The following is a 26,149-nucleotide window of genomic DNA, read 5'->3' as shown; positions in this document are numbered from 1 at the left end:
GGCGCCAGATGACCACCCTGCAATCCACACTCAACCACGACGACGCCGTGTTCACCGAGGCCGCGTCGGCGGCGATCGCGAAACTCGACGAGATCGACGCCGAGCTGGCCAATGCGCTGGCGGGCGGCGGACCCAAATACGTTGAGCGGCACCACGAACGAGGCAAACTGACTGCGCGTGAGCGCATCGAGTTGCTCGTCGACGCGGATTCGCCGTTCCTGGAGCTCAGCCCACTGGCCGCCTGGGGCAGCGCCTTCAAGGTCGGCGCCAGCACCGTCACGGGCATCGGCGTGGTCGAGGGCGTCGAATGCATGATCGTCGCCAACGACCCGACGGTCAAGGGCGGCACCAGCAACCCATGGACCCTGAAGAAGATCCTGCGGGCCAACCAGATCGCCTTCGAGAACCGGCTTCCGGTGATTTCGCTGGTGGAATCCGGCGGCGCGGACCTGCCCACCCAGAAGGAGATCTTCATCCCCGGCGGGCGGATGTTCCGCGACCTGACCAGGCTTTCGGCGGCCGGGATCCCCACCATCGCTTTGGTATTCGGTAACTCCACCGCGGGCGGCGCCTACGTCCCGGGGATGTCCGATCACGTGGTGATGATCAAGGAACGCTCCAAGGTGTTCCTCGCCGGCCCCCCACTGGTGAAGATGGCCACCGGCGAGGAGTCCGACGACGAATCGCTGGGCGGCGCCGAAATGCACGCCCGGATCTCGGGTTTGGCCGACTACTTCGCCGTCGACGAACTCGACGCCATCCGCATCGGCCGCCGCATCGTCGCCCGGCTGAATTGGACCAAGCAGGGCCCGAAACCCAAGCCGATCACCGAGCCGTTGTTCGACACCGAGGAGCTCATCGGCATCGTCCCCGCGGATCTGCGCATCCCATTCGATCCCCGCGAAGTGATCGCCCGGATCGTCGACGGATCCGAATTCGACGAATTCAAGCCGCTGTACGGCTCCTCACTGGTGACGGGCTGGGCCCAGTTGCACGGCTACCCGATCGGGATCCTGGCCAACGCGCGCGGCGTGTTGTTCAGTGAGGAGTCGCAAAAGGCCACGCAGTTCATCCAGCTGGCCAACCGCTCCAACACGCCACTGCTGTTCCTGCACAACACCACCGGCTACATGGTGGGCAAGGACTACGAGGAGGGCGGGATGATCAAGCACGGCTCGATGATGATCAACGCCGTGTCCAATTCGACCGTCCCGCACATCTCGTTGCTGATCGGCGCCTCCTACGGCGCGGGCCACTACGGTATGTGCGGCCGCGCGTACGATCCGCGGTTCCTGTTCGCCTGGCCGACGTCGAAGTCCGCGGTGATGGGTGGCGCCCAGCTCTCGGGGGTGCTGTCGATCGTAGCCCGCGCGGCCGCGGAAGCCCGCGGCCAGCAGGTCGACGAGGAGGCCGACGCGGCGATGCGGGCCGCGGTCGAGGGCCAGATCGAGGCGGAGTCGCTGCCGCTGGTGTTGTCCGGGATGCTCTACGACGACGGGGTGATCGACCCACGGGACACCCGGACCGTGCTGGGAATCTGTTTGTCCGCCATCGCCAATGGCCCGATCAAGGGGACGTCGAACTTCGGCGTCTTCCGGATGTGAGCCCCATGGTTACTCGAGTTCTGGTTGCCAACCGCGGCGAGATCGCGCGCCGGGTGTTCGCCACGTGCCGCCGGCTGGGCCTGGGCACCGTCGCCGTCTACACCGACCCGGACGCCGGCGCGCCGCACGTCGCCGAGGCCGACGCCCGGGTGCGGCTGCCCAAGACCAACGACTATCTCAACGCCGAGGCCATCATCGCCGCGGCCCGCGCCGCCGGCGCCGACGCGATCCACCCCGGCTACGGGTTCCTCTCGGAGAACGCCGATTTCGCGGCCGCCGTCCAGGACGCCGGACTGACCTGGATCGGCCCGCCGGTGGACGCGGTACGGGCAATGGGCTCCAAGATCGAGGCCAAGAAGCTGATGGCCTCCGCCGGCGTGCCCGTTCTGGACGAGCTCGATCCCGACACGGTCACCCAGGCGCAGCTGCCGGTGCTGGTCAAGGCCTCCGCGGGCGGGGGCGGGCGGGGCATGCGGGTGGTACGCGAATTGTCCGCCCTGCCAGCCGAAGTCGAGGCGGCGCGCCGCGAAGCGCAGTCTGCGTTCGGCGATCCGACGGTGTTCTGCGAGCGCTACCTGCCCACCGGCCACCACATCGAGGTTCAGGTCATGGCCGACACCCACGGTACGGTGTGGGCCGTCGGGGAACGCGAGTGCTCGATTCAGCGCCGCCACCAGAAGATCATCGAGGAGGCCCCCTCCCCGCTGGTGGAGCGCACCCCGGGCATGCGCGCCAAGCTGTTCGACGCGGCGCGACTGGCCGCCGGCGCGATCGGCTACACCGGGGCCGGGACGGTGGAGTTCCTGGCCGACGACGATGGCGAGTTCTACTTCCTGGAGATGAATACGCGGCTGCAGGTCGAGCACCCGGTCACCGAAGAGACGACCGGGCTCGACCTGGTGGAGCTGCAGCTCGCGGTGGCCGGCGGAGGCCGCCTCGACGCCGAACCTCCCGCCGCCCAGGGTCATTCGATCGAGGCCAGGCTCTACGCGGAGGATCCCGCACGCGAGTGGCAGCCCCAGGCCGGTGTGGTGCGCGCGTTCGAGGTGCCCTCCGTGCGAGCCGAGTTCGGCTCGCTGGGACAACGGACCGGCATCCGGCTGGATTCGGGGATCGCCGACGGATTCACCGTGTCGATCCACTACGACCCGATGCTGGCCAAGGTCATCTCCTACGCCCCGACACGCCGCCAGGCGGCGCTGGTTCTCGCCGACGCGCTGACCCGCGCCCGGGTGCACGGGCTGCGCACCAACCGCGACCTGCTGGTGAACGTGTTGCGGCATCCAGCGTTCCTCGACGGCGCCACCGACACAGCGTTTTTCGACACGCACGGCCTGGCCGAACTATCGGCGCCGCTGGGTGACGCCGCAGCGGTTCGTCTGTCGGCGATCGCCGCCGCCCTCGCCGATGCCGCACGCAACCGTGCGCTCGCCCCGGTGTTGGGGGCCATCCCCAGCGGTTGGCGAAACCTGCGGTCGGGTTATCAGGTCAAGACCTACGGTGACGATGACGGCAACGAACACCGCATCCAATACCGGTTCGACAGAACCCGGTTGGTCCTGCCCGACGATCCTTCGGTGCAATTGGTGTCGGCCACGGGGAAAGCAGTGGTATTGAGGACGGACGGCGTCGACCACCACTTCTCGGTGCGGCTGTACGACACCAGCGATTCCGACGTCTACGTCGACTCCGCGCGCGGACCGGTGCACCTGATCGCGCTGCCGCGCTTCCCCGAGCCCGGTTCGACCGTCGAAAAGGGATCGCTGGTCGCCCCCATGCCCGGCAACGTCATCCGACTCGGCGCCGCGATCGGCGACACGGTCACCGCCGGTCAACCACTGATCTGGTTGGAAGCCATGAAGATGGAACACACCATCACCGCACCGGTCGACGGCGTTCTCGCCGAACTCGAGGTCAAGACCGGTCAGCAAGTCGAAGTGGGCGCCGTACTGGCAAGAGTCGAAGCGCCGCAATCAGAAGGAGATCCCCAGTGACCGACAGCAGCTTCATCGAGAACGAGGAGCGTCAGGCCCTGCGCAAGGCGGTGGCCGAATGGGCGTCCAACTACGGCAGCGAGTACTACCTGAAGAAGGCGCGCGCCCACGAGCACACCGACGAATTGTGGTCGGAGGCAGGAAAACTCGGCTTCCTGGGCGTGAACCTGCCCGAGGAGTACGGCGGTGGCGGCGCCGGAATGTACGAGCTGTCGCTGGTGATGGAGGAGATGGCCGCCGCCGGTAGCGCGCTGCTGCTCATGGTGGTCTCGCCCGCCATCAACGGCACCATCATCAGCAAGTTCGGGACCGAGGAGCAGAAGAAGCGCTGGCTCCCCGGTATCGCCGACGGGACACTGACCATGGCGTTCGCCATCACCGAGCCCGACGCCGGATCCAACTCGCACAAGATCACCACCACGGCCCGCCGCGACGGCAGCGACTGGGTCCTCAAGGGCCAGAAGGTGTTCATCTCCGGCATCGACCAGGCGCAGGCCGTGCTCGTGGTGGCCCGCAGCGAGGAGGCCAAAACGGGCAAGCTGCGCCCCGCGCTGTTCGTGGTGCCCACCGATGCGCCCGGCTTCACCTACACGCCCATCGAAATGGAATTGATCAGCCCCGAACGCCAATTCCAGGTCTTCCTCGACGACGTCCGGTTGCCCAGCGACGCACTCGTCGGCGCCGAAGATGCCGCCATCGCACAGCTTTTCGCCGGCCTGAACCCGGAACGCATCATGGGCGCGGCCAGCTCGGTCGGGATGGGGCGGTTCGCGCTGGACCGGGCCGCCGAGTACGTCAAGACCCGCCAGGTGTGGGGAACCCCGATCGGCTCGCACCAAGGGCTGTCACATCCGTTGGCGCAGTGCCACATCGAGGTCGAACTCGCCAAGCTGATGATGCAGAAGGCCGCGACCCTGTATGACTCCGGCAACGACATGGCTGCGGCCGAGGCCGCGAACATGGCCAAATACGCTGCGGCCGAAGCGGCTACCCGGTCGGTGGACCAGGCCGTGCAGTCGATGGGCGGCAACGGGCTCACCAAGGAATACGGTGTGGGCGCCATGCTGACCTCGGCCCGGCTGGGCCGCATCGCCCCGGTCAGCCGCGAGATGGTGCTGAACTTCGTCGCGCAGACGTCACTTGGCCTGCCGCGAAGCTACTAATGGACACCCTCGTCGAATACGCCGGACCCGCCGACACGGGCGGACCGTACGCCCGGCTGACGCTGAACTCACCGCACAACCGCAACGCGCTGTCGACCACGCTGGTCGCCCAGTTGCACCAAGGGCTGCGCGACGCCTCGTCGGATCCGGCCGTGCGCGCGGTGGTGCTGGGCCACGCCGGGGGCACCTTCTGCGCCGGCGCGGACCTGAGCGAGGGCGGCGCAGCCGGGTCGCCTCCGTCATCGGCCTACGACATGGCCGTCGCCCGAGCCCGGGAGATGACCGCTTTGATGCGGGCCATCGTCGCCTCGCCACTGCCGGTGATCGCCGCCATCAACGGCCACGTCCGGGCCGGCGGCTTCGGCCTCGTGGGTGCCTGCGATATCGCGGTCGCCGGTCCGCGCAGCACCTTCGCGCTGACCGAGGCCCGCATCGGCGTCGCCCCGGCGATCATCTCGTTGACGCTGTTGCCGAAGCTGTCGCCGCGCGCCGCGGCGCGCTACTACCTGACCGGCGAAACATTCGACGCCGACGCGGCGGCGGCAATCGGGCTGATCACCATGGCCGCCGAGGACGTCGACGCCGCGACCGAGAAACTGGTCGCCGATGTGGGCCGTGGGTCACCGCAGGGGCTCGCGGCTTCCAAGGCGCTGACGACGGCCGCGGTGCTGGAAGGGTTCGACCGTGACGCTGAACGGCTCGCCGAGGAATCGGCGCGGCTCTTCGTGTCCGACGAGGCCCGCGAAGGCATGTTGGCGTTCCTGGAGAAGCGGCCACCCCGCTGGACGAGTTAGCCAACGACAAGTTAGCCAGATGTCTAAGAGTGGTCCGGCCAAATCGGCCGGCGGTCCGGCCCGAGCCGATGCAAGGTTGCAGTTTAGCCAATCCTCTTGCAGCAAAACCTGGACGTCGTAGGCTCGTGGGTGATGAGCAACTCAACGCAACGGGATGCGGAGGACACGCGCGACCAGCCGTCGCGCGCGGCCGATACCGATCGCATACAGACTGCGCAGTTGCTGGCGTACGCGGCCGAGCAGGGCCGCCTGCAGCTCAACGACTACGAAGACCGCTTGACCAGGGCCTATGCGGCGACGACGTATGAGGAGCTGGACCGGTTGAGGGCCGATCTGCCGGGGGCGCCGATCAGCCCGCGCCGCGGCGGCAAACCCAATCCGGCGCCGTCGACGCTGCTGCTGGCGTTGATGAGTGGCTTCGAGCGGCGCGGCCGATGGAACGTGCCGAAGAAGCTGACCACCTTCACCCTGTGGGGCAGCGGGGTGGTCGATCTGCGCTACGCCGACTTCACCTCGACCGAGGTCGACATCCACGCGATGTCGATTATGGGCGTGCAGAACATTTTGCTGCCGCCCGAGGTCAACGTGGAGGTGCACGGCCGCGGGGTGATGGGAAACTTCGACCGCGGCGTCCACGGCCAGGGCACTCCCGGGGCACCGACGGTTCACATTCGCGGCTTCTCGCTGTGGGGAGCCGTCGGGATCGCGCGTAAGGCCCGCAGGCCCCGCGGCGGGTAGCCGCTTCGCAGCGACGGAGCCTCAGCGGGGCACGTAGTCGAAGGTGTCGGGGTTGGGTCCGTTGCGTCCCGATTCACCCTTGTTCAGCGCTGAGATCGCGTCCATGTCGGAATCGTCCAGTTCGAAGTCGAACAGCTCGAAGTTGGATTTGACCCGTGCCGGTGTCACCGATTTGGGGAAGACGATGTCGCCGCGCTGAATGTGCCAGCGCAACACCACCTGTGCGGGCGTTTTGTCGCGGGACCCGGCGATGCGGTTGATCACCGGATCGTCGAGCACCTTGCCCTGGGCGATGGGTGCCCACGCCTCCGTGGCGATGCCGTGCTCGCGCCCGTACGCCCTCACCTCGTCGTTGCCGAAGTATGGATGAACCTCGATCTGGTTGACCGACGGGACGGTGTCGGTTTCGTCGGCGAGCCGATTCAGGTGTGCGACTTGGAAATTCGACACGCCGATGCTGCGTGCGCGTCCGTCCCGCGCGAACTCTTCGAAGACCTTCCACGTCGAGACGAAGTCGCCGTCGTAGAGGGTGGGCAGCGGCCAGTGGATGAGAAACAGGTCGACGTAGTCCGAATCGAGCGCCTTCAGCGTTTGGTCGAAGGCGCGGCGCGCGTCATCGGGCTTGTGAAAGCCGTTGTTGAGCTTGCTGGTGATGAAGACCTCGCCGCGCTCAAGGCCGGCGTCGCGGATGCCTTGGCGGACTTCCTTTTCATTTCCGTACATTTCGGCGGTGTCGATGTGCCGGTATCCGATGTCGAGCGCCGTCTTGACCGCCGAGGCCGTCTCGTCGGGCTTGATCTGGAACACCCCGAAACCGAGCTGCGGGATCTCGACACCGTCGTTGAGTTCGATCGTGGGAACCTTGCTCACGGGCTTTCTCCTTTTATGGTCTATCGACGGCGGCGGGATCGGAGGTAGTCGCCGACGACCGCCGCCCCCAGCCCGTCGAGATCGGGCACCACGACGCGTCCCTCGACGCGCCGGGCGACCTGATCGATGAACCGCGCCAGGCCGGGATCGCTGCCCAGCCGGAAGATCGTGATTTGCGCACCGAGGCGCGCCATTTCGTCGAAACCGCGCACGGTGTGGGCGATGGTCCGCGGGTGCGGCGGGTAGTCGAAGAAGACCGTCGTGCCATCACCGTCGAAGTCCTCCAGGTGGGCAGTCGGCTCGCCGTCGGTCACCACCAGCACGACGGGCTGGGCATTGGGGTGGCGGCGCAGATGACGCCCCGCCAGCGCCAACGCGTGATGCAGGTTGGTCCCCTGCTCGTAGACACCTTCAAGGCCGGTGAGTTCGGCGGCGGTCACCGTCCGGGCGTAGCGGCCAAAGGCGATGATCTGCAAGGCATCCGAGCGAAAACGCGTGCACACCAAATGGTTGAGCGCCAGCGCTGTCTGCTTCATCGGCAGCCAGCGGTTCTCCATCACCATGGAAAACGACGTGTCGACCAGCAGCGCGACCGCGGCCTGCGTCCGGGTCTCGGTCTCGGAGACCTCGACGTCGTCGACTGAGATCTTCAACCGCGCGTCCGGCCCATCGAGGGTGGCCGTTCCCGCCTGCCGCAGCACGGCATTGGTCAGCGTGCGCGAAATGTTCCACGGTTCGGTGTCACCGAACTGCCAGGGCCGGGTGGCGCCGGTGAGCTCGCCGGCCGCGCCCGCCCGCCGATGATCACGCTCACCGCGCCGACCGGAAAGTTGTTGCGCCACATCGCGTAGCGCCGTCTCGCCGAGCCTGCGCATCGCCTTCGGCGACAGCCGCCACTGGCCGTCGGAACCGCGGTCCAAAAAGCCCTGATTCACCAGCGCGCGTTCCAATTCGGCGAGCGTGCGGGCATCGACGGCCGCCTCGTCGCCGAGCTGGCGCGCCAGCGCGTCGAGGTCGACGTCATCCATGGTGGCGCCCGGATAGCTTTGCGAGAGCTGCTCGGCCAGTTGCTCGAGCTCGGCGATGTCGGACAGCGCCTGGGTGCCCTCACCCATCCCGAACGGGTTGTCACCGGAGAACTGTTCGGATCCGGTCCAGTCCTCTCCGGGCCGCGCCGCCTGCAGGTGCGCATCGAGCCGACTCAGCGACTCCATCAAGGCCGGTGAGCCGAATGCCTGCTGCGCCAAGGCATCCAGCTCGGCGCGCTGCTCGGCGTTGAGGCTGTTGCGGAAGCGCTGCGCGGCGGCGGCCCGCTTGGCCAGCGAGTCCAGCAGCTCGTCGACGTTGCGCGGGTTCTCCGGGAAGAACTCGCCGTGCGAGTCCATGAAGTTTTCGAAGTCTTCCTGGGTGTCCTCGCCGCGCGCGTGCTTGTCCAGCAGGTCGTTGAGGTCGTTGAGCATGTAGTTGACGCGCTGGCGGTCCTCGTCGGTGGCCCCCTGAAGCGCCTGCTTCATGCCCGCGAAGCGCTGGTCGAGCATCTCGCGGCCGAGCAGATCCTTGATCTGGTCGTACTTTTCGCGCGCCTCACCGCTGCGCCAGTTGTACTCGGAAAGCTCCTGGACGGCCTTGGCCGGCGACGCCGGTAGCGCGTCCAGTTGGAGTTCGCCGAAGCGGGCGTCGTCGTCGAGCGCGCGGGCCAGCTCCTTGCGTTCGGCCAGCACCGCCTCGTCCAGCAGTTTCTTGATCTCCTGCAGCGTGCCGTCCAAGTTGTTGCGCCGCAACAACTCCCGTCGCCGTCGGTTGGCCTCGGCCGCCAGCCGGTCCGCGCCCGGCATGTTCTTGGTGCCGCGGCGCAGCAGCTCGGAGAGCGCGCGGCGCGGCGAGGTACCGGCCATGACATCCTGGCCGATCTGTTCGAGCGCCTCGCGCAGATCCACCGGCGGCGCCAGCGGGTCGGGCCCGCCGGTGTACGCCGAGTACCGCGAAGAGTGCCCTCGTGACGATCGCGAGCGCGGCGAAGCCGGGCGCCGCGGGTCGTCACGATCGGAATCAGCCATAGACGGTTTGCCCCTCCTCGGACACCTTGTCGATGCGCTTGGCCAGATACAAAGCCTCGAGCGCCAGCTCGAGCGCGGCGGCGCGTTCGCCCTCGGACCGCGCGCCCAGCTTGTCCGCGATCTTGTCCACCACCGGCAGGCTCGGGACGGCGGCCAGCACGTCCTTTGCCGACACCCGCTCGCCCGTCGTCACCGCGGAACCGCCCTCGACCGCGGACACCAGCGAACCGACGTCGATGCCGCCGAGCACCCGCGACGCCGTGTCCGCGGTCGCCCGGCGGAGCAGGTGTTCGAGCACCGCCTGCTCGCGGCCTTCCTCGCCGGACTCGAATTCCAGCTTGCCGCGCAGGACGTCGATCACGGTGCCCAGATCGACCACCCGGGCCACCGGGTCCGTCTCCCCCAGGATCGCGCCGCGATGGCGGGCGGCGGCCGCGACGGTCTCGGCGGCGGCGATGGCGAACCGCGCCGACACGCCCGAGCGTTGGTCGACGGAATTCGACTCCCGCAGGTAGCGGGCGAACCGGGCGATGATCTGCATGAGGTAGTCGGGAACCTGCGCCGACAGGTGCGCCTCCTGCGCGATCACCCCGACTTCCGCATCGAGCTCGAGCGGATAGTGGGTCCGGATCTCCGCGCCGAAGCGGTCCTTGAGCGGGGTGATGATGCGCCCGCGGTTGGTGTAGTCCTCGGGGTTGGCGCTGGCGACCACCAACACGTCCAGCGGCAGGCGCAGCGTGTAGCCGCGGACCTGGATGTCGCGCTCCTCCATCACGTTGAGCATCGACACCTGGATGCGCTCGGCGAGGTCGGGAAGTTCGTTGACCGCGACGATGCCGCGGTGCGCGCGCGGAATCAGCCCGTAGGCGATGGTCTCGGGGTCCCCCAGGCTGCGGCCCTCGGCGACCTTGATCGGGTCGATGTCGCCCACCAGGTCGGCGACGCTGGTGTCGGGGGTGGCGAGCTTTTCGGTGTAGCGCTCGCTGCGGTGCTTCCACTCCACCGGCAGGTCGTCGCCCAGGGTGGCGGCCTTGCGGATCGACTCCGGCGTGATCGGCGAGAACGGATGCTCCCCCAGTTCGGCCCCGGCGATCACCGGCGTCCACTCATCGAGCAACCCGACCAGCGCACGCAGCAGCCGGGTTTTGCCCTGGCCGCGCTCGCCGAGCAGCACGAAGTCGTGACCCGCGATCAAAGCCCGCTCGAGCTGGGGCAAGACGGTGTCGTCGAATCCCAGAATGCCAGGCCAGATCGCTGCGCTGTCCGGCCCGTCGGCCAGTGCGGTCAGCAGATTTTCGCGGATTTCCTGCTTGACTCCCCGTTCACGGTGACCGGCGGCGCGCAGTTCGCCGACGGTGCGGGGCAGGTTGCTCGGTGACGTCACCACTCCACGCTACGACGATGCCGCCGATGGGACACTATGCCCTCCCCCAAGTACGCGGGTGCCGGGCAAGCTGATCGACTGCCCGGCACCCGGTCGGAGATCCCGAGCGCAGCGCGATGCTGCACCTGAACACCGCTCAGCTGTAGCTGACGACGGCCTGCGCGTCACCCGGCTTCCACGTGATCGTGCCGTGCTCGAAAGTTGACTTCTTCATGCCATCGGGGGTGTCGACCTCGTCACTCGTCGGATAACCGAGCTTGCCCTGCGAGCCGCCGAGCTCATTCCACTTGTCGCGGATCAAGCCCCACACCACGTAGGCCTGCGTCTTGTTGACGATGACGCCGCCATCGAATTGCTGGTAGGTGCCACCGTCGGGATTTGTTTGCTGATTATCCTTCGGGGCCCCTAAGTCCTTGCGCGCCTTGTCGTCGAGGGACTGGTACTTCGCCAAGATTGGTCCCTGAACGGTGTATGGCGTGCCGTTTGCACCCGGAATCTGCGTCGTGCTGCCTGGCGCGCTCGGAGTCGTTGCTGCTGAAGTTCCCGCGGCGGCTGAGCTCGAGGTTGCGGCCGACGAAGCGGGTGTAGTTGTTGAACTGCCGGCTTCACCCGATTTATTTGCCGAGCATCCTGCGCCGACGAGTGCGACACTCGCAATCGCGACGGAAATTGTGGCCGTTCGTATTGCGTTCGCGCGCATATCAATTCCTCTCGAATTGTGTTCGCCCCGCTATTGCCGACCCAAAGTGATGCTATTTCCATTCGCGACCAGAGAGCAAGGACTGAGATCGACAACTGCCGATCTTCAGTGAGCGAAGTGGCGCGCCCCAGTGAGATACAGCGTGATGCCGGCATTGGCCGCGGCCGCGGTCACCTCGTCATCGCGCACCGATCCGCCCGGATGCACGATGGCCCTCACCCCGGCAGCGGTCAGCGTCTCCAGTCCGTCGGGGAAGGGGAAGAACGCGTCCGAGGCCACGACCGCGCCGCGCACCCGATCCCCGCCGCGTTCGACGGCCAGCCGCGCGGCGTCGACGCGGTTCACCTGACCCATGCCGACGCCGATGGTGGCGCCGCCGGCGGCGATCACGATCGCATTCGATTTGACGGCGCGGCATACCCGCCAGGCAAAAGCGAGGTCCGCCAGCGTTTTCGGGTCGGCGGGGTCCCCCGTCGCCAGGGTCCAATTCGCCGGGTTGTCCCCGTGGGCGTCGAGCTCGTCGCGCTGCTGTACCAACAGCCCGCCACTGACGGGCCGCAGTTCGGTGCCGCCGGTGAGCGGCTCGGAGGCGACCAGCACCCGGATGTTCTTCTTGCGGGTCAGGATGTCCAGGGCGGCCGGATCGTAGGCGGGCGCGATGATGACTTCGGTGAAAATGGTGCTGACGTATTCGGCCATCTCGACGCTGACTTCGGTGTTGGCCGCGATGACCCCTCCGAATGCGCTCAGCGGATCGCATTCGTGGGCCTTGCGATGGGCGTCCGCCACCGAGGCCGACGAAATCGCGATTCCACATGGGTTGGCGTGCTTGATGATTGCCACGCATGTCTCTTCGTGGTCGAAGGCGGCCCGCCATGCCGCGTCCGCGTCGGTGAAGTTGTTGTAGGACATCTCTTTTCCATGCAGCTGCTCGGCCTGCGCCAGCCCGGGCCACGCGCTCGGGTCGCTGTAGAGCGCGGCCTGCTGGTGCGGGTTCTCGCCGTAGCGCAGCATCGCCGAACGGCGCCAGCTGCGGCCCAGCCACTTCGGGAAGGCGGTCGCTGGATGTTCGGGGGCCAGCGTCGACTCCATCCAGCTCGCCACCGCGATGTCGTATTCGGCGGTGTGCTGAAACGCCAGCGCCGCCAGTCTTTTGCGCTCGGCGAGCGTAAACCCGCCCTGCCGGACCGCGGCCAGCACGCCGTCATAGCCCTGCGGGTCGGTGATCACCGCCACGCTGGGATGGTTCTTCGCGGCGGCGCGCACCATCGACGGTCCCCCGATGTCGATCTGTTCGACGCATTCGTCGATGCTCGCGCCGGAGTCCACCGTCTCGCTGAACGGGTACAGGTTGACGACGACGAGTTCGAAGGCCGCGATGCCGAGCTGTTCGAGCGCCTCGGCGTGCTCGGGTTTGCGCAGATCCGCCAGCAGGCCCGCGTGCACGCGCGGGTGCAGGGTCTTGACGCGGCCGTCGAGCACTTCGGGGAAACCGGTCAGTTCCTCGACCCGGGTCACCGGAATGCCCTTTTCGGCAATGTTCTTCGCGGTGGATCCCGTGGAGACGATCTCGACGCCCGCCGCGGTCAGCCCCTGGGCCAGGTCGATGAGCCCGGTCTTGTCGTACACGCTGATCAAGGCGCGGCGGATCGGCCTTTTGGCGTTCTCCCGCCAGTCGTCGGTGCTCATCCGTTGTCGCCTTTCATCCGATCGTCGCTTTTCTCCCGACCAGGGTCAGCCCGCCGGTTGCGATCGCGGCCACCACGTCCGCGAGCAGCTTGCGTTCGGTGACCTTGATGCGTTCATGCAAAGTCTCTTCGTTGTCGCCGTCGAGCACGGGAACGGATTGCTGCGCCAGGATCGGCCCGGTGTCCGTCCCGGCGTCCACCAGGTGCACCGTACAGCCTGTGATTTTCACGCCGTAGGCCAACGCGTCGGCCACCCCATGCGCGCCCGGGAACGCCGGCAGCAGCGCCGGATGCGTGTTGATGACGCGCCCGTAGAACCGTGAAAGGAATTGTGGTCCAAGGATTTTCATGAATCCCGCGGACACCACCAGGTCGGGCGAGTGAGCCGCGGTGGCCTCGGTGATAGCGGCGTCCCAGGCGACGCGGTCGGGGTGGTCGCCGAGACGGACGGTGAAGGTGGGCAGGGACGCGGCCGCGGCGATCTCGGTGGCCAGGCAGTCGCGGTCGGCGCCGACGGCGACGATCCGGGCAGGATAGTCCGCGACCGCGGCGGCGATCAGGGAGTTCAGCAGCGATCCGGTGCCCGACGCCAGTACCACTACCCGCGCCGACGCGTTGGGGGGCACATGGAGGGCTTCGACCACATCGGCGAGCCTAGTCGGGCGACGATGCGCGCCCTCACGGGCGCGCTGAGGAGCCCAACGATCGGCGGCGTGCGTTTGACGATCAAGCTGGCCAATAGGGCAATTGCCCACCTCCGAGCGACAACCGCCCGACGCCCGCAATTTCCCACCGGGTTTGTCGCTCGGAGGTGGGCAATTTGCCTATTGCTCCGGATCGCGTTCGGCCGCGGGAGACCCCGGCTCACCCTCCGCGGCATCGCCCTCCACCGCGGGCGACCCCGCCTCGCCCTCCGCCGCGGGCGACCCCGGCTCACCCTCCGCGGCATCGCCCTCCACCGCCGGAGACCCCAGCTCGCCCTCCCCCGGATCACCCGCGGGACCCTCGAAGACGTCCTCCTCCGCCACCCGATCGTCGAAAACATCGGCGAAATCGGCCGGCTCTTCGGCCGGTGCGGCGGACGCGGGTTTGGCCCGCAACCGCCTGGGCCGGGGCCTGATCCCCCCACTCAGCACGACGGTGATCCCGCCGATCACCGTGAACCAGAAGAAGACACCGAGCAGCAACGCGCCCTGGTCGACGCCGACATGGCCGAAGTTACCCAGCTGGCCGCTCCCGGCGTACGCGAGCAGCGACATCACCAAAGCCCCGGCGGCCGAGGCGACCAACAGCTTGACCATCGCCGCGGCCGGCGGCAGCGCACGCCGGGCGCACTGCTGTCCCACCGCCACGCCCGACGACGCACCGATGATGAGCAGCGCAACCCATACCGGCCCCAGCGGCGGCCTGGGCACCGCCGCCAACACCGGCAAGGCCGGAATATCGCCACCGAACACGGTGAACGAGCTGAACGTCGCGAAACCGATGTGGGCGCTGGAGCCGACGGCGACCGCCGCGGTGCCCACAATCACGTTGGGCGCGTACAGCATTGACAGCAGGGTGAGGCTGAACTCGCCGAAGATCGAATCGGTGATGCCGTAGAGCTCCTGCATGGTCGCCCAGTGCACGACGAGCGACCCGGCCGTCACGAACCCGGAGAGCCCGAGCAACGCCAGCAGGCCGGCGGACGCGGCGCGCAGCGAATCGCCCAGCCAATAGGGCAACGACGACACCGCCAGCGCGCGTGGCCCGACCCGGGACCACACCCCGATTCCCGCGCCGGCTGCGTGAACCACGAGCACGCTGAGGAACGCGCGCAGCGCGCTCGGGGTTTGCAGCTCGGTGATCACCGACGACGCGTCGTGGATGACGGCCAGGGCGATGGCCGTCATCAGCAAGGGCCCGCCCAGCGCCGACGCCACCACCCAGCGAACGACCAGCCACGACGAATGCGGCGAGGTGGCCCGCGCCGTGCTGCGCGCGGTGGCCCAGACCATGAGCAGCACCGGCAGCAGCGGCATCACACCGAGTTCGCGGCCGCCGATGGAGATCGGCACCTGGTGCACGCCGAGCCACATGCTGGCGATGGCGCCCAGGGCGCCGGTCATGTCGCTGTTGGCGATCAGCAGTTGGATGAGCGTGACCGCGGCGATGATGACCAACGCCACCACGGCCGGGGCGAACGCGACCCTGACGAGGTCACGCGCCTGGCGAGCGCCCGCTGCCCGGTTGTCCTCTAGCCGTGTCACTCTTGGGCACGTCCCCGACTAGGCGCGACAGCGCACGGTTAGGCGGGCGCTGGGCCAGACGGTGAGGACGGCGACTGCTGCTCCTGGCCGAAGGATTGACCGCCGGATTGCTCGGAGTAGTTGGTGGGTGAACCGGCGTCCGATCCGCCGCCGACGTTCGGCGGCGGGCTGAAGCTGGGGAAGCCGGTGGGGGGCGTCGACGAGCCCTGGTGCTGCGCGGACGGCTGCGAGCCCGATTGCGGCGAAGGCTGGGCGCCGAAACCGCCGGTCGGCGCGCCGCCCTGGGTCGGCGCACCGCTGGCCCCATAACCGCCGTATTGCGATCCGTATCCCTGCTGGCCGCCGTGCTGCTGGCCGCCCGGCTGACCGTAGTAGGGCTGCTGGCCGTACTGCCCGTATTGCCCGTACTGGCCGTACTGCGAATAGGGGTCGTACTTGGGGCGCGGCGTCGGCGCCGTGATCACGCCGGAGTCCAGCAACACGACGACGACCGCGGCGATCGCCTGCAGCACGATGGCCGCCACCAGGGGCCACATCGCCCAGCCGATGGCGAAACCGGCGGGCAGGTTGATCGTCTCGGTGATGGCCAGCAGCGCTCCTAACACCGCGATGACCGCGACAACGCCCACGTAGCTCTTGGCTTTCGGGAGCAGGCTCAGGCCGGCGAGCAGCGCGGCGAGCAGGGCAACCACGACCGCGGTACCGGCATCGCCGGCGCGGCCACCGATGCCCGGCCCGAGGTCGGCGCTGATGGTGAACGTGGGCCCGAAGTTCAGGAGGTAAGCCACCAAGCCGAGCACCACCACCGCAATGTTCAGATACAGCGGCAGCTTGCTCTTGCCGTCGTCTTCTTTGGCGAACGAGGGTGTGGCGCCTGCATACGTGCCGCCGGACTGCGGCGGTGGGTATCCGGGGCTACCGGGAGAGTAGGTCATTGCTCCTCCTGTTGCTACCAGTGCCTTTAAGTGCCGAGCGGGCGCCGCGGTGGCGATGCGACGCTGTGCTTGCAGGCGCGTCACCGCATTGCGACGCGGTCGATCACCCACGCTAGCGCACGTGCGGGAACCGGTGCCGCCGCCACTGTCTTGGACGGCGAGCCCCCCGGCGGCCCTCCGGCGAGACGGTCCGTATCACCAGAGCTTGCTCAGCACAGGTAGAACACGTTCTAATTCTCTGCATGGATTACGGGCTTGTGCTTTTTACCAGCGACCGCGGCATCTCTCCGGCGACGGCCGCGAAGCTTGCCGATGACCACGGCTTTCAAACCTTCTACGTGCCAGAACACACTCATATCCCGATCAAGCGAGAGGCCGCGCACCCGACGACCGGCGACGCGTCGCTGCCCGACGACCGCTACATGCGCACGCTGGACCCATGGGTGAGCCTGGGCGCCGCCTGTGCCGTCACGTCGCGGGTGCGACTGTCGACCGCGGTGGCGCTGCCGGTCGAACACGACCCGATCACGCTGGCGAAAAGCATTGCCACCCTTGACCATCTCTCCGGCGGACGGGTCAGCCTAGGCGTCGGATTCGGTTGGAACACCGACGAACTCGCCGACCACAACGTGCCGCCCGGGCGCCGGCGCACCATGCTGCGCGAGTACCTCGAAGCGATGCGGGCGCTGTGGACCGAGGAGGAAGCCTCCTACGACGGCGAATTCGTCAAGTTCGGGCCCAGCTGGGCCTGGCCCAAGCCGGTGCAGTCGCACATCCCCGTGCTGGTGGGCGCCGCGGGCACCGAAAAGAACTTCAAGTGGATCGCGCGCAGCGCCGACGGCTGGATCACCACCCCACGCGACTTCGACATCGACGAACCGGTCAAGCTGCTACAGGACACCTGGGCGGCCGCGGGCCGCGACGGCGCCCCGCAGATCGTGGCACTGGACTTCAAGCCCGTCCCCGAAAAGCTCGCCAAGTGGAGCGAGCTGGGCGTGACCGAGGTGCTGTTCGGGCTGCCGGACAAGCCCGAGGCCGAGGTCGCCGCCTACGTCGAACGGCTCGCCGGCAAACTAGCGGCTCTCGTGTAGCTGCGGTCAGGCCAGCGTGGCCCGGTTGTCCTTGTCCGTCGACCGCACCACGATCGAAGCCCCCAGCGGCTCGCCGTCGCTGAGTAACCCGACCAGATCGGGGTCCTCGCTCAGGGCCAGGAAGCGGCTGCCGTCGTCGTCGAGGCGGCCGATGATGAGGCCGGTGCGCACCGGCCAGTCGTAGCGCACGGTGTAGGTCTCGATGGTCGCGCGACCGTCGGCCTTGATGGTCACCGCCATCTTGGGGCGGGCCGCGACCTCGGCGCGCGGTGCGGCGCTGTTGTCGGGCTTCCAATTCACCGGCGTGGTCGAGTACACCCCGACGGAGTACTTGCTCATGATCCCGCCGTTGGCGGCGACCAGGCCGAATTGCCCTGGCAGATCCCGCATTTCGCTGACCGTTTCGGCGATGCCGTGCAGTGAGTAGTTGTTGCCCGGTCCGCCGAAGTACGGCAGGCCGCCGGTGAGTGTGAGCCCCCGCGGATCGTCGGTGGCCAGCTGAGTCCCGTCGCAGAAGTTGAACACCGGCACCGGGAAGCAGCTGTAGAGGTCGAAGGTCGAGACGTCGTCGATGCCGACACCGGCCACGGCGAGCGCTTCCTGGACCGCCAGCACCGAGGCCGAGTTGTAGGTCAGATCGAGGCGGTCGAGCAGTGGCTGGTCCACCATGTCGGCGTGGCCGTGCAGGAACACCCAGCGCTCCTCGGGCACGCCGAGCCGGCGGGCGGCGGCCACCGACATCAGCAGCGCGGCGGCGCCCTGATTGACCTGATCGCGGGCCACCAGCAGCCGCGGGTACGGATCGCAGATCATCCGGTTGGACTCGGTGACGGTGATGAGCTCGTCGACGCTGCGCTCCACCGGGGAAGACGCGAACGGGTTCTTTGCCGCCACCTTGGTGAACGGGGCGAACAGCTCGCCCATTTCGCGCCGGTAGTCGGCGACGCTCAATCCCAGCCGGGCGCGGCGCGCGTTCTCCAGCAGTCCGTACTGGGCCGGCGCTCCGATCAGCCCATGCGCGACGGTGTAGTCGTCGAACAGGCCGTCGTATCCGAACCCGCGGTCCTCGAGGGAACCCTCGACCGTGTCGGAATGATCCGGCTTATCCCGGTCGGCGAAATACCGGATGCTGGACGTGTTTTCGGAGCCGAAGATCATCACGACCTGCGCCTCCCCCGAGGCGATGACACCGGCGAACTCGGTGACCAGATGCTGGGGGCCCTGGCCGCCGATGGGCTCGAGGATCGCGCGTGCCGGCGCGGCGCCGATGCGCTGGGCCACCGACCGCGGGTAGTTGTTGGACTTGCCCATCGGCGCGGGGGTGCGCCCGGAGATCTCGAACTGCCGGAGGGCGGCGACGGTGTCGATGGCCGCGGCGACGGCGGTGACGTCGGCCCCGGTGTCATGTAGTGCGGCCTGCGCCGCTGCCGTCGCCAACTCCACCGACGACATTCCGCGGTAGCCGGAGTCCTCGATGCGCTCGGTGAACTGCCCCACGCCGACGATGACGGGCGTGTTCGGGTCGAGATTCATAGACCCACTATCTACCGTGTGCCGGGCCCCGGCCAAATCCGGGGCCCCCTCGCGGCATCGGCCAGGCACGGCCCCCTACAGGTTCTGCAGGATCTCCCGGGCGAGCGCCGCGGTCTCCGACGGGGTCTTGCCGACCTTGACGCCGGCGGCTTCCAGCGCTTCCTTCTTGGCGGCCGCGGTGCCCGACGAGCCGGACACAATGGCGCCCGCGTGGCCCATCGTCTTGCCTTCCGGCGCAGTGAATCCCGCGACGTAGCCGACGACCGGCTTGGACACGTTCGCCTTGATGTAGTCGGCGGCGCGCTCCTCGGCATCGCCGCCGATCTCGCCGATCATCACGATGACCTTGGTGTCGGGGTCCTTCTCGAACGCCTCGATGGCGTCGATGTGGGTGGTGCCGATCACCGGGTCACCACCGATGCCGATCGAGGTGGAAAAGCCGAAATCGCGCAGCTCGTACATCATCTGGTAGGTCAGGGTGCCCGACTTGGACACCAGGCCGACCGGACCGGGGCCGCTGATGTTGGCGGGGGTGATGCCGGCCAGCGCCTCGCCCGGGGTGATGATGCCGGGGCAGTTCGGCCCGATGATGCGGGTCTTCTGCCCCTTGTCGACGTTGTAAGCCCACGCATAGGCGCTGTCCTGCACCGGAATTCCCTCGGTGATGACGACCAGCAGCGGGATCTCGGCGTCGATGGCCTCGATGATCGCGTCCTTGGCGAATTTCGGCGGGACGAAGACGACCGACACGTTGGCGCCGGTTTCCTTCATCGCTTCGGCGACGGTGCCGAACACCGGCAGCTCGACGTCCCGGCCGACCGGGTCCACGTGCGAGACGGTGGTGCCGGCCTTGCGGGCGTTCACGCCGCCCACCACCTGGGTGCCGGCCTTCATCATCAGCGCGGTGTGCTTGGTGCCCTCGCCACCGGTGATGCCCTGGACGATGACCTTGGAGTCTTTGTTCAAAAAGATCGACATGGCTTGGGTCCCTTACTTGTTCGCCAGCTCGGCGGCTTTGTCGGCACCGGCGTCCATGGTCTCGGCCTGGATCACCAGCGGGTGGTTGGCTTGGGCCAGGATGCGCCGGCCTTCGTCGACGTTGTTGCCGTCGAGCCGGACCACGAGCGGCTTGTTCGCCTCGTCGCCGAGCATGTTCAGCGCGGTCACGATCCCGTTGGCGACGGCGTCGCAGGAGGTGATGCCACCGAACACGTTCACGAAGACGCTCTTGACCTGCTTGTCGTTCAGGATGACGTCCAGGCCGGCGGCCATCACCTCGGCCGACGCGCCACCACCGATGTCCAGGAAGTTGGCCGGCTTGACCCCGCCGTGCTTCTCTCCCGCGTAGGCGACGACGTCCAGCGTGGACATCACCAGGCCCGCGCCGTTGCCGATGATGCCGACCGAGCCGTCCAGCTTGACGTAGTTGAGGTCGTGCTCCTTGGCCTTGAGCTCCAGCGGGTCGGTGGCGTCGCGGTCCTCGAACTCGGCGTGGCCGGGCTGACGGAAGTCGGCGTTGGCGTCGAGGGTGACCTTGCCGTCCAGCGCAAGGATTTGGTCTTTGGGGTCGCGCACCAGCGGGTTGACCTCGACCAGCGTGGCGTCCTCGGCGACGAAGACCTCCCACAGCTTGTTGATGGTGACGGCGGCGGCGTCCAGCACCTCGGCGGGCAGGTGGCCCTGCTCGGCGATGGAACGCGCGGTCGCCAGGTCGACACCCTTGACGGCGTCCACCGGAACCTTGGCCAGCCGCTCCGGCTTGGTCGCGGCGACCTCCTCGATTTCCATGCCGCCCTCGACCGAGCACATGGCCAGGTAGGTGCGGTTGGCGCGGTCCAGCAGGAAGGAGATGTAGTACTCCTCGGCGATGTCGCTGGCCTCGGCGACCAGCAGCTTCTTGACGACGTGTCCCTTGATGTCGAGACCGAGGATGTTCTTGGCGTGCTCGTAGGCGTCGTCGGGCGTCGCCGCGTACTTGACGCCGCCGGCCTTGCCGCGCCCGCCGACCTTCACCTGCGCCTTGACCATCACCGGACGGCCGATCTCGGTGGCGATCTCGCGGGCGCCCTCGGCGGTGTCGGTCACGCGTCCCGGCGTAGTCGGTACGTTGTGCTTGGCGAACAATTCTTTTGCTTGATACTCGAAAAGGTCCATGGACTCTCTGTCTTCGCTCGACTCAACTTTTAGGCCTCTTGGTGGGCGGTGCCGCAGCCGGCAACTCGCACGGACGAACTGTATCCACCCTCGAAATGGCTTTGACCGCCGCGTCCGCCGATGTGGCACAGCTCACGGGATATGGATAGACGGCCCGCGTGATCCAAATCACAATTCCGGCCGGATTGTGCGACGAGGTTGCCAGTCCCGCGCGTCAGCGGATACCTTCCTAGGGTCCAGATAACGTTATGGTCACGATACGAGGACATTTCAGGTTGCCCCAGCACCGTTTTGCCACGCCCGCTGCCGTAACAACAGGCATCTTGAGGGTGAGTCGCGCGGCAGGCGCCCGGTCGGCGGAGCCCCATCGCACCGAAGTCACGGAGATCCTTCCGCTCGACGGCTTCGACTTCGATGACCTTGATTTCAGCGATTCCTATGACGACGTCGGCGATCACGCCGGCCTGGACTTCAGCAACGACTCGACGTTCGACAACGAAGCGCAGGTCCTGCTAGCGCCGGAGCTCGACGACCTCCACGAGGTCGACGACCTGAGGCCTCGGTGGCTGGCCGCCCCCGCCCCCGAGGCGTTGCCGCGGGTCCCCGTCGAGCCCCACACCGAGCGCCGCCTCGATCACGCGCGCGCCACCGACGTCGTCGGCGCCGCCCGCCGCGGAGGACAGCACCGCAAGCAACCCACCAGCGCGGCCCGCGGTCGCCTGCTGATCTCGGCGATGGCCGCCGGCGCCGCCGCCGCGGCCGCCCACACGGCCACCAGCCACGCCGACACCCCCAAGACCGAGGCGGTGCTGACCGCCAACGCGTCCGCGCTCACCGGCGGGTCGGGCAGCAACACCGTCCGAGGCCCCCAGGTGATCGCGGTGGAGCCCGCGGCCACCGCGGCGCTGCACAACCAGGAACTCGCCCGGGGTGTGGCCTTCGCCAACGACCGCGCCGAGCGCGAGGCGCGCTTGCAGCAACCGCTCTACGTGATGCCGACCAAGGGCATCTTCACCTCCAACTTCGGTTACCGCTGGGGCGTGCTGCACGCCGGCATCGACCTGGCCAACTCGATCGGCACGCCGATCCTGGCCGTGTCCGACGGCGTCGTCATCGAAGCCGGACCGGCCGGCGGCTACGGGATGCTGGTCAAGCTGCGGCACGCCGACGGCACGGTCACGCTCTACGGTCACATCAACACCGCCCTCGTCAGCGTCGGCGAGCGCGTGATGGCCGGCGATCAAATCGCCACCATGGGCAACCGGGGCAATTCGACCGGCCCACACCTGCATTTCGAGGTCCTGCAGGGCGGCACCGAGCGGATCGATCCGGTGCCGTGGCTGGCTAAGCGTGGTCTTATGGTCGGCAACTACGCTGGTTGAGGTGACCGCGCCGAACGAACAACCTTCCGGTCCGCCTCCGTCCGAGCCCACTGCGGAGCCCTCATCTACCTCCGATTCACGGACGCGGATCATCCGCCGCGCGCCGACCGGACCGATCCCCACCACGCCGGACTCCCCTACTAGTCAATTCGTTCCACCGACCCCGACGTCCCGGGGCGGCCCGCGTGCGGGACGGACGGGTTATGCCGGAGTGCCGGCCCTGGAACCCAGCGATCGCACGGCTGTCGCCGCCTGCGCGGTCAGCATTCTCAGCGGATGGGCCACGTCGGTGGTGGCCACCGATCTGATCGCCGGCTGGTGGCGGACCGATCGCCTGTTCTGCATCGCGGTGGCGTTTCTCGCCCTGGTGTTCGGCGCCACCACGGTGACGGGTGTGATCGCGCTGCTGCAGCGCCGACCGGTCAGCCGCTACCTCCTGTTGGCCGGCGCGCTCGTCGCTTTCCTCACCTATATCGGCGTGTTCATCGCCGGCGCCCGTGTGGCGTGGGTCGTGCACCTGCTGCCGCTGTTGCCGATCTCCACGGCGGTGCTGGTGATGCTGCCGCAAACCAAACGCTGGCTGGACGCCTGACCTTCGCCGAACGTGTTCTGGCGGCGAAGATTTCGCCGATTTCTCGCCCAGGGTGCACGTTCGACGCGCTGTATTCTCGCCCGATTAGAGCTTGCTGATCGGGGCGTGGTTGTGCATCAGCTTGACCCGTCCCGAGCTGCCGAAGTCGATCAGCGACATCGCCGATTCGCCGACGCCGGAAACTTCTTCGACCCGTCCCAGGCCGTACTTGTCGTGGGTCACCCGGTCGCCGGGTTCGAGCACCAGCAGCGGTCGTTTGCTCATCCCGGAACGAGTGGGCGCCGCGCGCGGCGGGCCGAATCGTCCGGCGCCGCTCACCGGCGCGCTGAACGACGGCGCCGGCGCGGTGCGGCGCCAATCGATCAGTTCTTGCGGAATCTCCCGCAAGAAACGGGATTCCGGGTTGAGCATGGGCTGCCCCCAGGAGGAGCGGACGATGGCCCTGCTCAGGTACAGCCGCCGCCGGGCCCGGGTGATGCCCACGTAGGCCAGCCGCCGCTCCTCGGAGAGTTCGGTCGGGTCGTCCAATGACCGCATGTGGGGGAACATCCCGTCCTCCCACCCGGTGACGAACACCACCGGAAACTCGAGGCCTTTCGCGGTGTGCAGGGTCATCAGCGTGACCATGCCGGCGCCGTCCTCGGGGATCTCGTCGCTGTCGGAAACCAGCGACACCCTTTCCAAGAACTCCGCCAGCACACCGGTATCCGGCACGTCCTCGTCTTCGGGCGTGTGCAGTGACTCGTCCAGCGCTTCGGCGTTCGCCCGGTCGGTGCTGAATTCGTGTGCGACACTGACGAGTTCGTTGAGGTTGTCCAACCGCGCCAGTTCCTGGGGATCGCTGGAGGATTCCAGCTCCCTGCGGTACCCGGTGCGTTCGAGCACCGACTCGACGAGATCCCCGAGATCGTCATCCAGGCGGCCGCGCAGCTCGTCGAGGAGCTCGACGAAACCCGCGATCGCCTTCTCCGCGCGGGAATTCAGCATCGGCACTTTGCCTTCGGCCGCGGCGACGAGCGCGTCGGCGAAGCTGGCCCCGGTGTTCTCGGCGTACACGGCCACGCAGGCCTCGGCGCGATCTCCGATGCCCCGTCGCGGGGTATTGAGGATGCGCCGCATGCTGACCGCGTCCCCGGGGTTGTCCAGCACCCGCAGATAGGCGACAATGTCGCGAATCTCCTTGCGCTCGTAAAACCGCACTCCCCCAACGACTTTGTACGGAATCCCGGCGCGGATGAAGACCTCTTCCAACGACCGCGACGAGTTGTTGGTGCGATAGAAGACGGCGACGTCGTTGTAGGTGATCTCGCCCTTGTCGGCGAGCGCGTCGATCTCCTCGGCGACGAATCTGGCCTCGTCGTGCTCGTTGTCGGCGACGTAGCCGACGATCAATTCGCCGGCGCCTTCGGCGGTCCACAGGCGTTTGTCCCGGCGCCCGGAATTGCGGGCGATCACGGAGTTGGCCGCCGACAAAATGTTCTGCGTCGACCGGTAATTCTGTTCCAGCAGAATGGTTGTCGCGTCGGGGTAGTCGCGTTCGAAGTCCTCGATGTTGCGGATGGTGGCGCCGCGGAACGCATAGATCGACTGGTCGGCGTCGCCGACCACGCACAACTCGGCGGGCGGCACGTCGTCGGACGATGCCGGTGCTTCTGTGCCGCCACGGCCCACCAGTTCCCGCACCAGCACGTACTGGGCGTGGTTGGTGTCCTGGTACTCGTCGACGAGCACATGCCGGAACCGCCGCCGGTAATGCTGGGCGATCTGCGGGAAAGCCCGTAACACCGCCACGGTTTCCCCGATCAGGTCGTCGAAGTCCAGCGCGTTCGCCGCCCGCAGCCGGCGCTGATACTCGCCGTAGACGCTCGCCACCGTGCGCGACAACTCGTCGGAATCGTCGGTCAGCTTGGAGACCGCGTCGGCGGGGTCGATCAGCTCGTTCTTCAGGTTGGAGATGGCGTTGGCCAACAGCCGCGGCGAGTAGCGCTTGATGTCGAGGCCCATGTCGCGCCCGATCATCTGCAACAGCCGCCGCGAGTCGTCGGCGTCGTAGATCGAAAAGTTGGAGTTGAGGCCTTCGATCAGGGACGCCTGGTTGCGCAGGATGCGCACGCAGGTCGAGTGAAAGGTGGACACCCACATGGCGCGGGCCCGGTTACCGACCAGCCGCACCACCCGCTCCCGCATCTCGGCCGCGGCCTTGTTGGTGAAGGTGATCGCCAGCACCTGGCCGACCCCCACGCCCCGGGCCGCGATCAGGTAGGCGATGCGACGCGTCAACACCGCGGTCTTGCCCGAACCCGCCCCGGCGACGATCAGCAGCGGGGAGCCCTCGTGCACCACCGCCTGGCGCTGTTGCGGGTTGAGCCCCTCGAGCAGTTGATCGGCTTCCGAGGCCGGCTTGGTATCTGTTGCGTGCACACTCATGTCAGTCCAAACTTACCGCCGCCCAGTGACACAAAGCGCCCCGGCGTCAAACCAGGCTAGTGGCTCGGCCAGCCTGGATCGCGCCCCGCGGGCCACCGGAGAATGGGCGTGTCGGAACGCATTCTTCGACCCCGTTCTCGTGCCGGTGCCGTAATTGCACCCAAGTCCAAAAAGCGCAGCTTAAGCATGTTTTTTTGCGCGCCCACCGTTTTTAATGGCACACTCATTTCGTGCTCAATGTGCAGTGTCGACGACGCTCCTCGACCCCGGAGTGGCGCCGCCGATTTCCCTACGGGTGCCGGTCCGCGGTGCCCGTGGTCTAACTGCTTCCGCAGAGCCCCGGACCCGCTTCCGGCGCCCGGGGCTCGTCTTCAGTGAGGCCCGATACTGCATGAGTCCAGAACCCACACATCACGACGAAGGCGCGGAGGCAGCAGGGATGAACATCGAGACGGTGGAGACCCAAGGGGCCACCGATATCGACGACCTACGTCTCGAGATCGATCGGCTGGACGCCGAGATCCTCGCCGCGGTCAAACGGCGCACCGAGGTATCACAAGCGATCGGCAAGGCCCGGATGGCATCCGGCGGGACGCGACTTGTCCACAGCCGCGAGATGAAGGTCATCGAGCGCTACAGCGAGCTCGGCCCCGACGGCAAGGACCTGGCGATACTGTTGCTGCGGCTGGGCAGGGGCCGGCTCGGTCACTGAGCCCGGCGCTCGCCCCCCACACCTGGCTCCTTCACGTCAGAGCCCATAGGGTCGAAGCATAATGACCCGCGTCGGCGACGAT

22 protein-coding genes are annotated in these 26,149 nt (G+C 67.6%); 10 read left to right on the top strand and 12 right to left on the bottom strand.

Features of this window, described 5'->3' with window-relative positions; translation table 11 throughout:
- The first annotated feature begins 8 nt into the window (after positions 1–8).
- From K883_RS13810 to K883_RS13790, 5 genes are all read left to right on the top strand, one after another.
- Positions 9–1,604 (top strand): acyl-CoA carboxylase subunit beta, encoded by a 1,596-nt coding sequence (locus tag K883_RS13810; protein WP_020821719.1) that lies wholly within the window; start codon positions 9–11, stop codon positions 1,602–1,604.
- Between the two features lie 5 nt (positions 1,605–1,609).
- On the top strand, positions 1,610–3,598 hold the full coding sequence (locus K883_RS13805) for an acetyl/propionyl/methylcrotonyl-CoA carboxylase subunit alpha (RefSeq protein ID WP_036454717.1): 1,989 nt from the start codon (positions 1,610–1,612) through the stop codon (positions 3,596–3,598).
- On the top strand, positions 3,595–4,761 hold the full coding sequence (locus tag K883_RS13800) for an acyl-CoA dehydrogenase family protein (RefSeq protein WP_020821717.1): 1,167 nt from the start codon (positions 3,595–3,597) through the stop codon (positions 4,759–4,761). The genes K883_RS13805 and K883_RS13800 overlap by 4 nt, the downstream gene beginning before the upstream one ends.
- Complete coding sequence (locus K883_RS13795; protein WP_020821716.1) at positions 4,761–5,555, top strand: enoyl-CoA hydratase family protein; 795 nt, start codon at positions 4,761–4,763, stop codon at positions 5,553–5,555. The genes K883_RS13800 and K883_RS13795 overlap by 1 nt, the downstream gene beginning before the upstream one ends.
- A 132-nt stretch (positions 5,556–5,687) precedes the next feature.
- Positions 5,688–6,293: a DUF1707 SHOCT-like domain-containing protein gene (locus tag K883_RS13790; RefSeq protein WP_008254042.1), complete on the top strand. Its 606-nt coding sequence runs from the start codon at positions 5,688–5,690 to the stop codon at positions 6,291–6,293.
- Positions 6,294–6,314: 21 nt separating this feature from the next.
- On the opposite strand, the gene K883_RS13785 is transcribed toward K883_RS13790, so the two are convergent.
- The 4 genes from K883_RS13785 to K883_RS28295 all read right to left on the bottom strand — a co-directional run bounded on the left by K883_RS13785 (position 6,315) and on the right by K883_RS28295 (position 11,055).
- Positions 6,315–7,163 (bottom strand): aldo/keto reductase, encoded by an 849-nt coding sequence (locus K883_RS13785; RefSeq protein ID WP_020821715.1) that lies wholly within the window; start codon positions 7,161–7,163, stop codon positions 6,315–6,317.
- 20 nt (positions 7,164–7,183) lie between these two features.
- Positions 7,184–9,220, bottom strand: a complete 2,037-nt coding sequence (locus tag K883_RS13780; RefSeq protein WP_051197699.1) for a vWA domain-containing protein — start codon at positions 9,218–9,220, stop codon at positions 7,184–7,186.
- On the bottom strand, positions 9,213–10,607 hold the full coding sequence (locus K883_RS13775) for an ATP-binding protein (RefSeq protein ID WP_009957820.1): 1,395 nt from the start codon (positions 10,605–10,607) through the stop codon (positions 9,213–9,215). The genes K883_RS13780 and K883_RS13775 overlap by 8 nt, the downstream gene beginning before the upstream one ends.
- A 133-nt stretch (positions 10,608–10,740) precedes the next feature.
- Complete coding sequence (locus K883_RS28295; RefSeq protein WP_008254029.1) at positions 10,741–11,055, bottom strand: LGFP repeat-containing protein; 315 nt, start codon at positions 11,053–11,055, stop codon at positions 10,741–10,743.
- 25 nt (positions 11,056–11,080) lie between these two features.
- Here K883_RS28295 and K883_RS28290 point away from each other — a divergent pair, with 25 nt between their 5' ends.
- Positions 11,081–11,416, top strand: a complete 336-nt coding sequence (locus K883_RS28290) for a hypothetical protein (RefSeq protein WP_131810853.1) — start codon at positions 11,081–11,083, stop codon at positions 11,414–11,416.
- On the opposite strand, the gene purH is transcribed toward K883_RS28290, so the two are convergent.
- From purH to K883_RS13750, 4 genes are all read right to left on the bottom strand, one after another.
- On the bottom strand, positions 11,410–12,993 hold the full coding sequence (gene purH / locus K883_RS13765; RefSeq protein ID WP_020821713.1) for a bifunctional phosphoribosylaminoimidazolecarboxamide formyltransferase/IMP cyclohydrolase: 1,584 nt from the start codon (positions 12,991–12,993) through the stop codon (positions 11,410–11,412). The two genes, K883_RS28290 and purH, sit on opposite strands and share 7 nt — an antisense overlap.
- A gap of 13 nt (positions 12,994–13,006) precedes the next feature.
- Entirely contained in the window at positions 13,007–13,636 is a 630-nt protein-coding gene (gene purN / locus K883_RS13760) for a phosphoribosylglycinamide formyltransferase (RefSeq protein WP_020821712.1), read from the bottom strand.
- A 180-nt stretch (positions 13,637–13,816) separates the two neighbouring features.
- Positions 13,817–15,241 carry a cell division protein PerM gene (locus K883_RS13755; RefSeq protein WP_231504835.1) on the bottom strand — a complete coding sequence of 475 codons (1,425 nt, stop codon included), beginning with the start codon at positions 15,239–15,241 and terminating at the stop codon, positions 13,817–13,819.
- Between the two features lie 38 nt (positions 15,242–15,279).
- Positions 15,280–16,176: a DUF5336 domain-containing protein gene (locus tag K883_RS13750; RefSeq protein WP_008254020.1), complete on the bottom strand. Its 897-nt coding sequence runs from the start codon at positions 16,174–16,176 to the stop codon at positions 15,280–15,282.
- 242 nt (positions 16,177–16,418) lie between these two features.
- Between K883_RS13750 and K883_RS13745 the strand changes: the two genes are divergently transcribed.
- A complete protein-coding gene (locus tag K883_RS13745) occupies positions 16,419–17,267 on the top strand; it encodes an LLM class F420-dependent oxidoreductase (protein ID WP_008254017.1) in 849 nt (282 codons plus the stop codon).
- Positions 17,268–17,273: 6 nt separating this feature from the next.
- Here K883_RS13745 and K883_RS13740 read toward each other — a convergent pair whose 3' ends face one another.
- From K883_RS13740 to sucC, 3 genes are all read right to left on the bottom strand, one after another.
- Positions 17,274–18,800: an acetyl-CoA acetyltransferase gene (locus tag K883_RS13740; RefSeq protein WP_008254015.1), complete on the bottom strand. Its 1,527-nt coding sequence runs from the start codon at positions 18,798–18,800 to the stop codon at positions 17,274–17,276.
- 75 nt (positions 18,801–18,875) lie between these two features.
- Positions 18,876–19,778: a succinate--CoA ligase subunit alpha gene (gene sucD / locus K883_RS13735; RefSeq protein ID WP_008254012.1), complete on the bottom strand. Its 903-nt coding sequence runs from the start codon at positions 19,776–19,778 to the stop codon at positions 18,876–18,878.
- Between the two features lie 12 nt (positions 19,779–19,790).
- Positions 19,791–20,954, bottom strand: a complete 1,164-nt coding sequence (gene sucC, locus K883_RS13730) for an ADP-forming succinate--CoA ligase subunit beta (protein WP_009957827.1) — start codon at positions 20,952–20,954, stop codon at positions 19,791–19,793.
- Positions 20,955–21,283: 329 nt separating this feature from the next.
- Between sucC and K883_RS13725 the strand changes: the two genes are divergently transcribed.
- Both K883_RS13725 and K883_RS27910 read left to right on the top strand, forming a co-directional pair.
- Positions 21,284–22,336 carry a M23 family metallopeptidase gene (locus K883_RS13725; RefSeq protein ID WP_014383910.1) on the top strand — a complete coding sequence of 351 codons (1,053 nt, stop codon included), beginning with the start codon at positions 21,284–21,286 and terminating at the stop codon, positions 22,334–22,336.
- Between the two features lies 1 nt (position 22,337).
- Positions 22,338–22,928, top strand: a complete 591-nt coding sequence (locus tag K883_RS27910; protein ID WP_179945066.1) for a hypothetical protein — start codon at positions 22,338–22,340, stop codon at positions 22,926–22,928.
- Between the two features lie 84 nt (positions 22,929–23,012).
- On the opposite strand, the gene pcrA is transcribed toward K883_RS27910, so the two are convergent.
- Entirely contained in the window at positions 23,013–25,355 is a 2,343-nt protein-coding gene (gene pcrA, locus K883_RS13715) for a DNA helicase PcrA (RefSeq protein WP_020821710.1), read from the bottom strand.
- 391 nt (positions 25,356–25,746) lie between these two features.
- On the opposite strand from pcrA, the gene K883_RS13710 reads away from it, so the two are divergent.
- Positions 25,747–26,067 carry a chorismate mutase gene (locus K883_RS13710; RefSeq protein ID WP_072501217.1) on the top strand — a complete coding sequence of 107 codons (321 nt, stop codon included), beginning with the start codon at positions 25,747–25,749 and terminating at the stop codon, positions 26,065–26,067.
- Positions 26,068–26,149 lie beyond the last annotated feature (82 nt).

Source organism: Mycobacterium sp. TKK-01-0059 (assembly GCF_000709305.1).
Classification (GTDB): Bacteria; Actinomycetota; Actinomycetes; order Mycobacteriales; family Mycobacteriaceae; genus Mycobacterium; species Mycobacterium intracellulare.
The sequence above is the reverse complement of the archived record's forward strand: the minus strand, read 5'-3'. Positions and strand labels throughout refer to the sequence as shown.

Excerpts from the sequence above, each read along its gene's own strand:
- K883_RS13790 (WP_008254042.1), top strand. The coding sequence starts at position 5,688 with ATGAGCAACTCAACGCAACGGGATGCGGAGGACACGCGCGACCAGCCG.
- pcrA (WP_020821710.1), bottom strand. The coding sequence starts at position 25,355 with ATGAGTGTGCACGCAACAGATACCAAGCCGGCCTCGGAAGCCGATCAA.
- purH (WP_020821713.1), bottom strand. The coding sequence starts at position 12,993 with ATGAGCACCGACGACTGGCGGGAGAACGCCAAAAGGCCGATCCGCCGC.
- K883_RS13710 (WP_072501217.1), top strand. The coding sequence starts at position 25,747 with ATGAGTCCAGAACCCACACATCACGACGAAGGCGCGGAGGCAGCAGGG.
- K883_RS13780 (WP_051197699.1), bottom strand. The coding sequence starts at position 9,220 with ATGGCTGATTCCGATCGTGACGACCCGCGGCGCCCGGCTTCGCCGCGC.
- K883_RS13745 (WP_008254017.1), top strand. The coding sequence starts at position 16,419 with ATGGATTACGGGCTTGTGCTTTTTACCAGCGACCGCGGCATCTCTCCG.
- sucD (WP_008254012.1), bottom strand. The coding sequence starts at position 19,778 with ATGTCGATCTTTTTGAACAAAGACTCCAAGGTCATCGTCCAGGGCATC.
- K883_RS13795 (WP_020821716.1), top strand. The coding sequence starts at position 4,761 with ATGGACACCCTCGTCGAATACGCCGGACCCGCCGACACGGGCGGACCG.
- sucC (WP_009957827.1), bottom strand. The coding sequence starts at position 20,954 with ATGGACCTTTTCGAGTATCAAGCAAAAGAATTGTTCGCCAAGCACAAC.
- K883_RS13740 (WP_008254015.1), bottom strand. The coding sequence starts at position 18,800 with ATGAATCTCGACCCGAACACGCCCGTCATCGTCGGCGTGGGGCAGTTC.
- K883_RS13750 (WP_008254020.1), bottom strand. The coding sequence starts at position 16,176 with ATGACCTACTCTCCCGGTAGCCCCGGATACCCACCGCCGCAGTCCGGC.
- K883_RS13810 (WP_020821719.1), top strand. The coding sequence starts at position 9 with ATGACCACCCTGCAATCCACACTCAACCACGACGACGCCGTGTTCACC.
- K883_RS13805 (WP_036454717.1), top strand. The coding sequence starts at position 1,610 with ATGGTTACTCGAGTTCTGGTTGCCAACCGCGGCGAGATCGCGCGCCGG.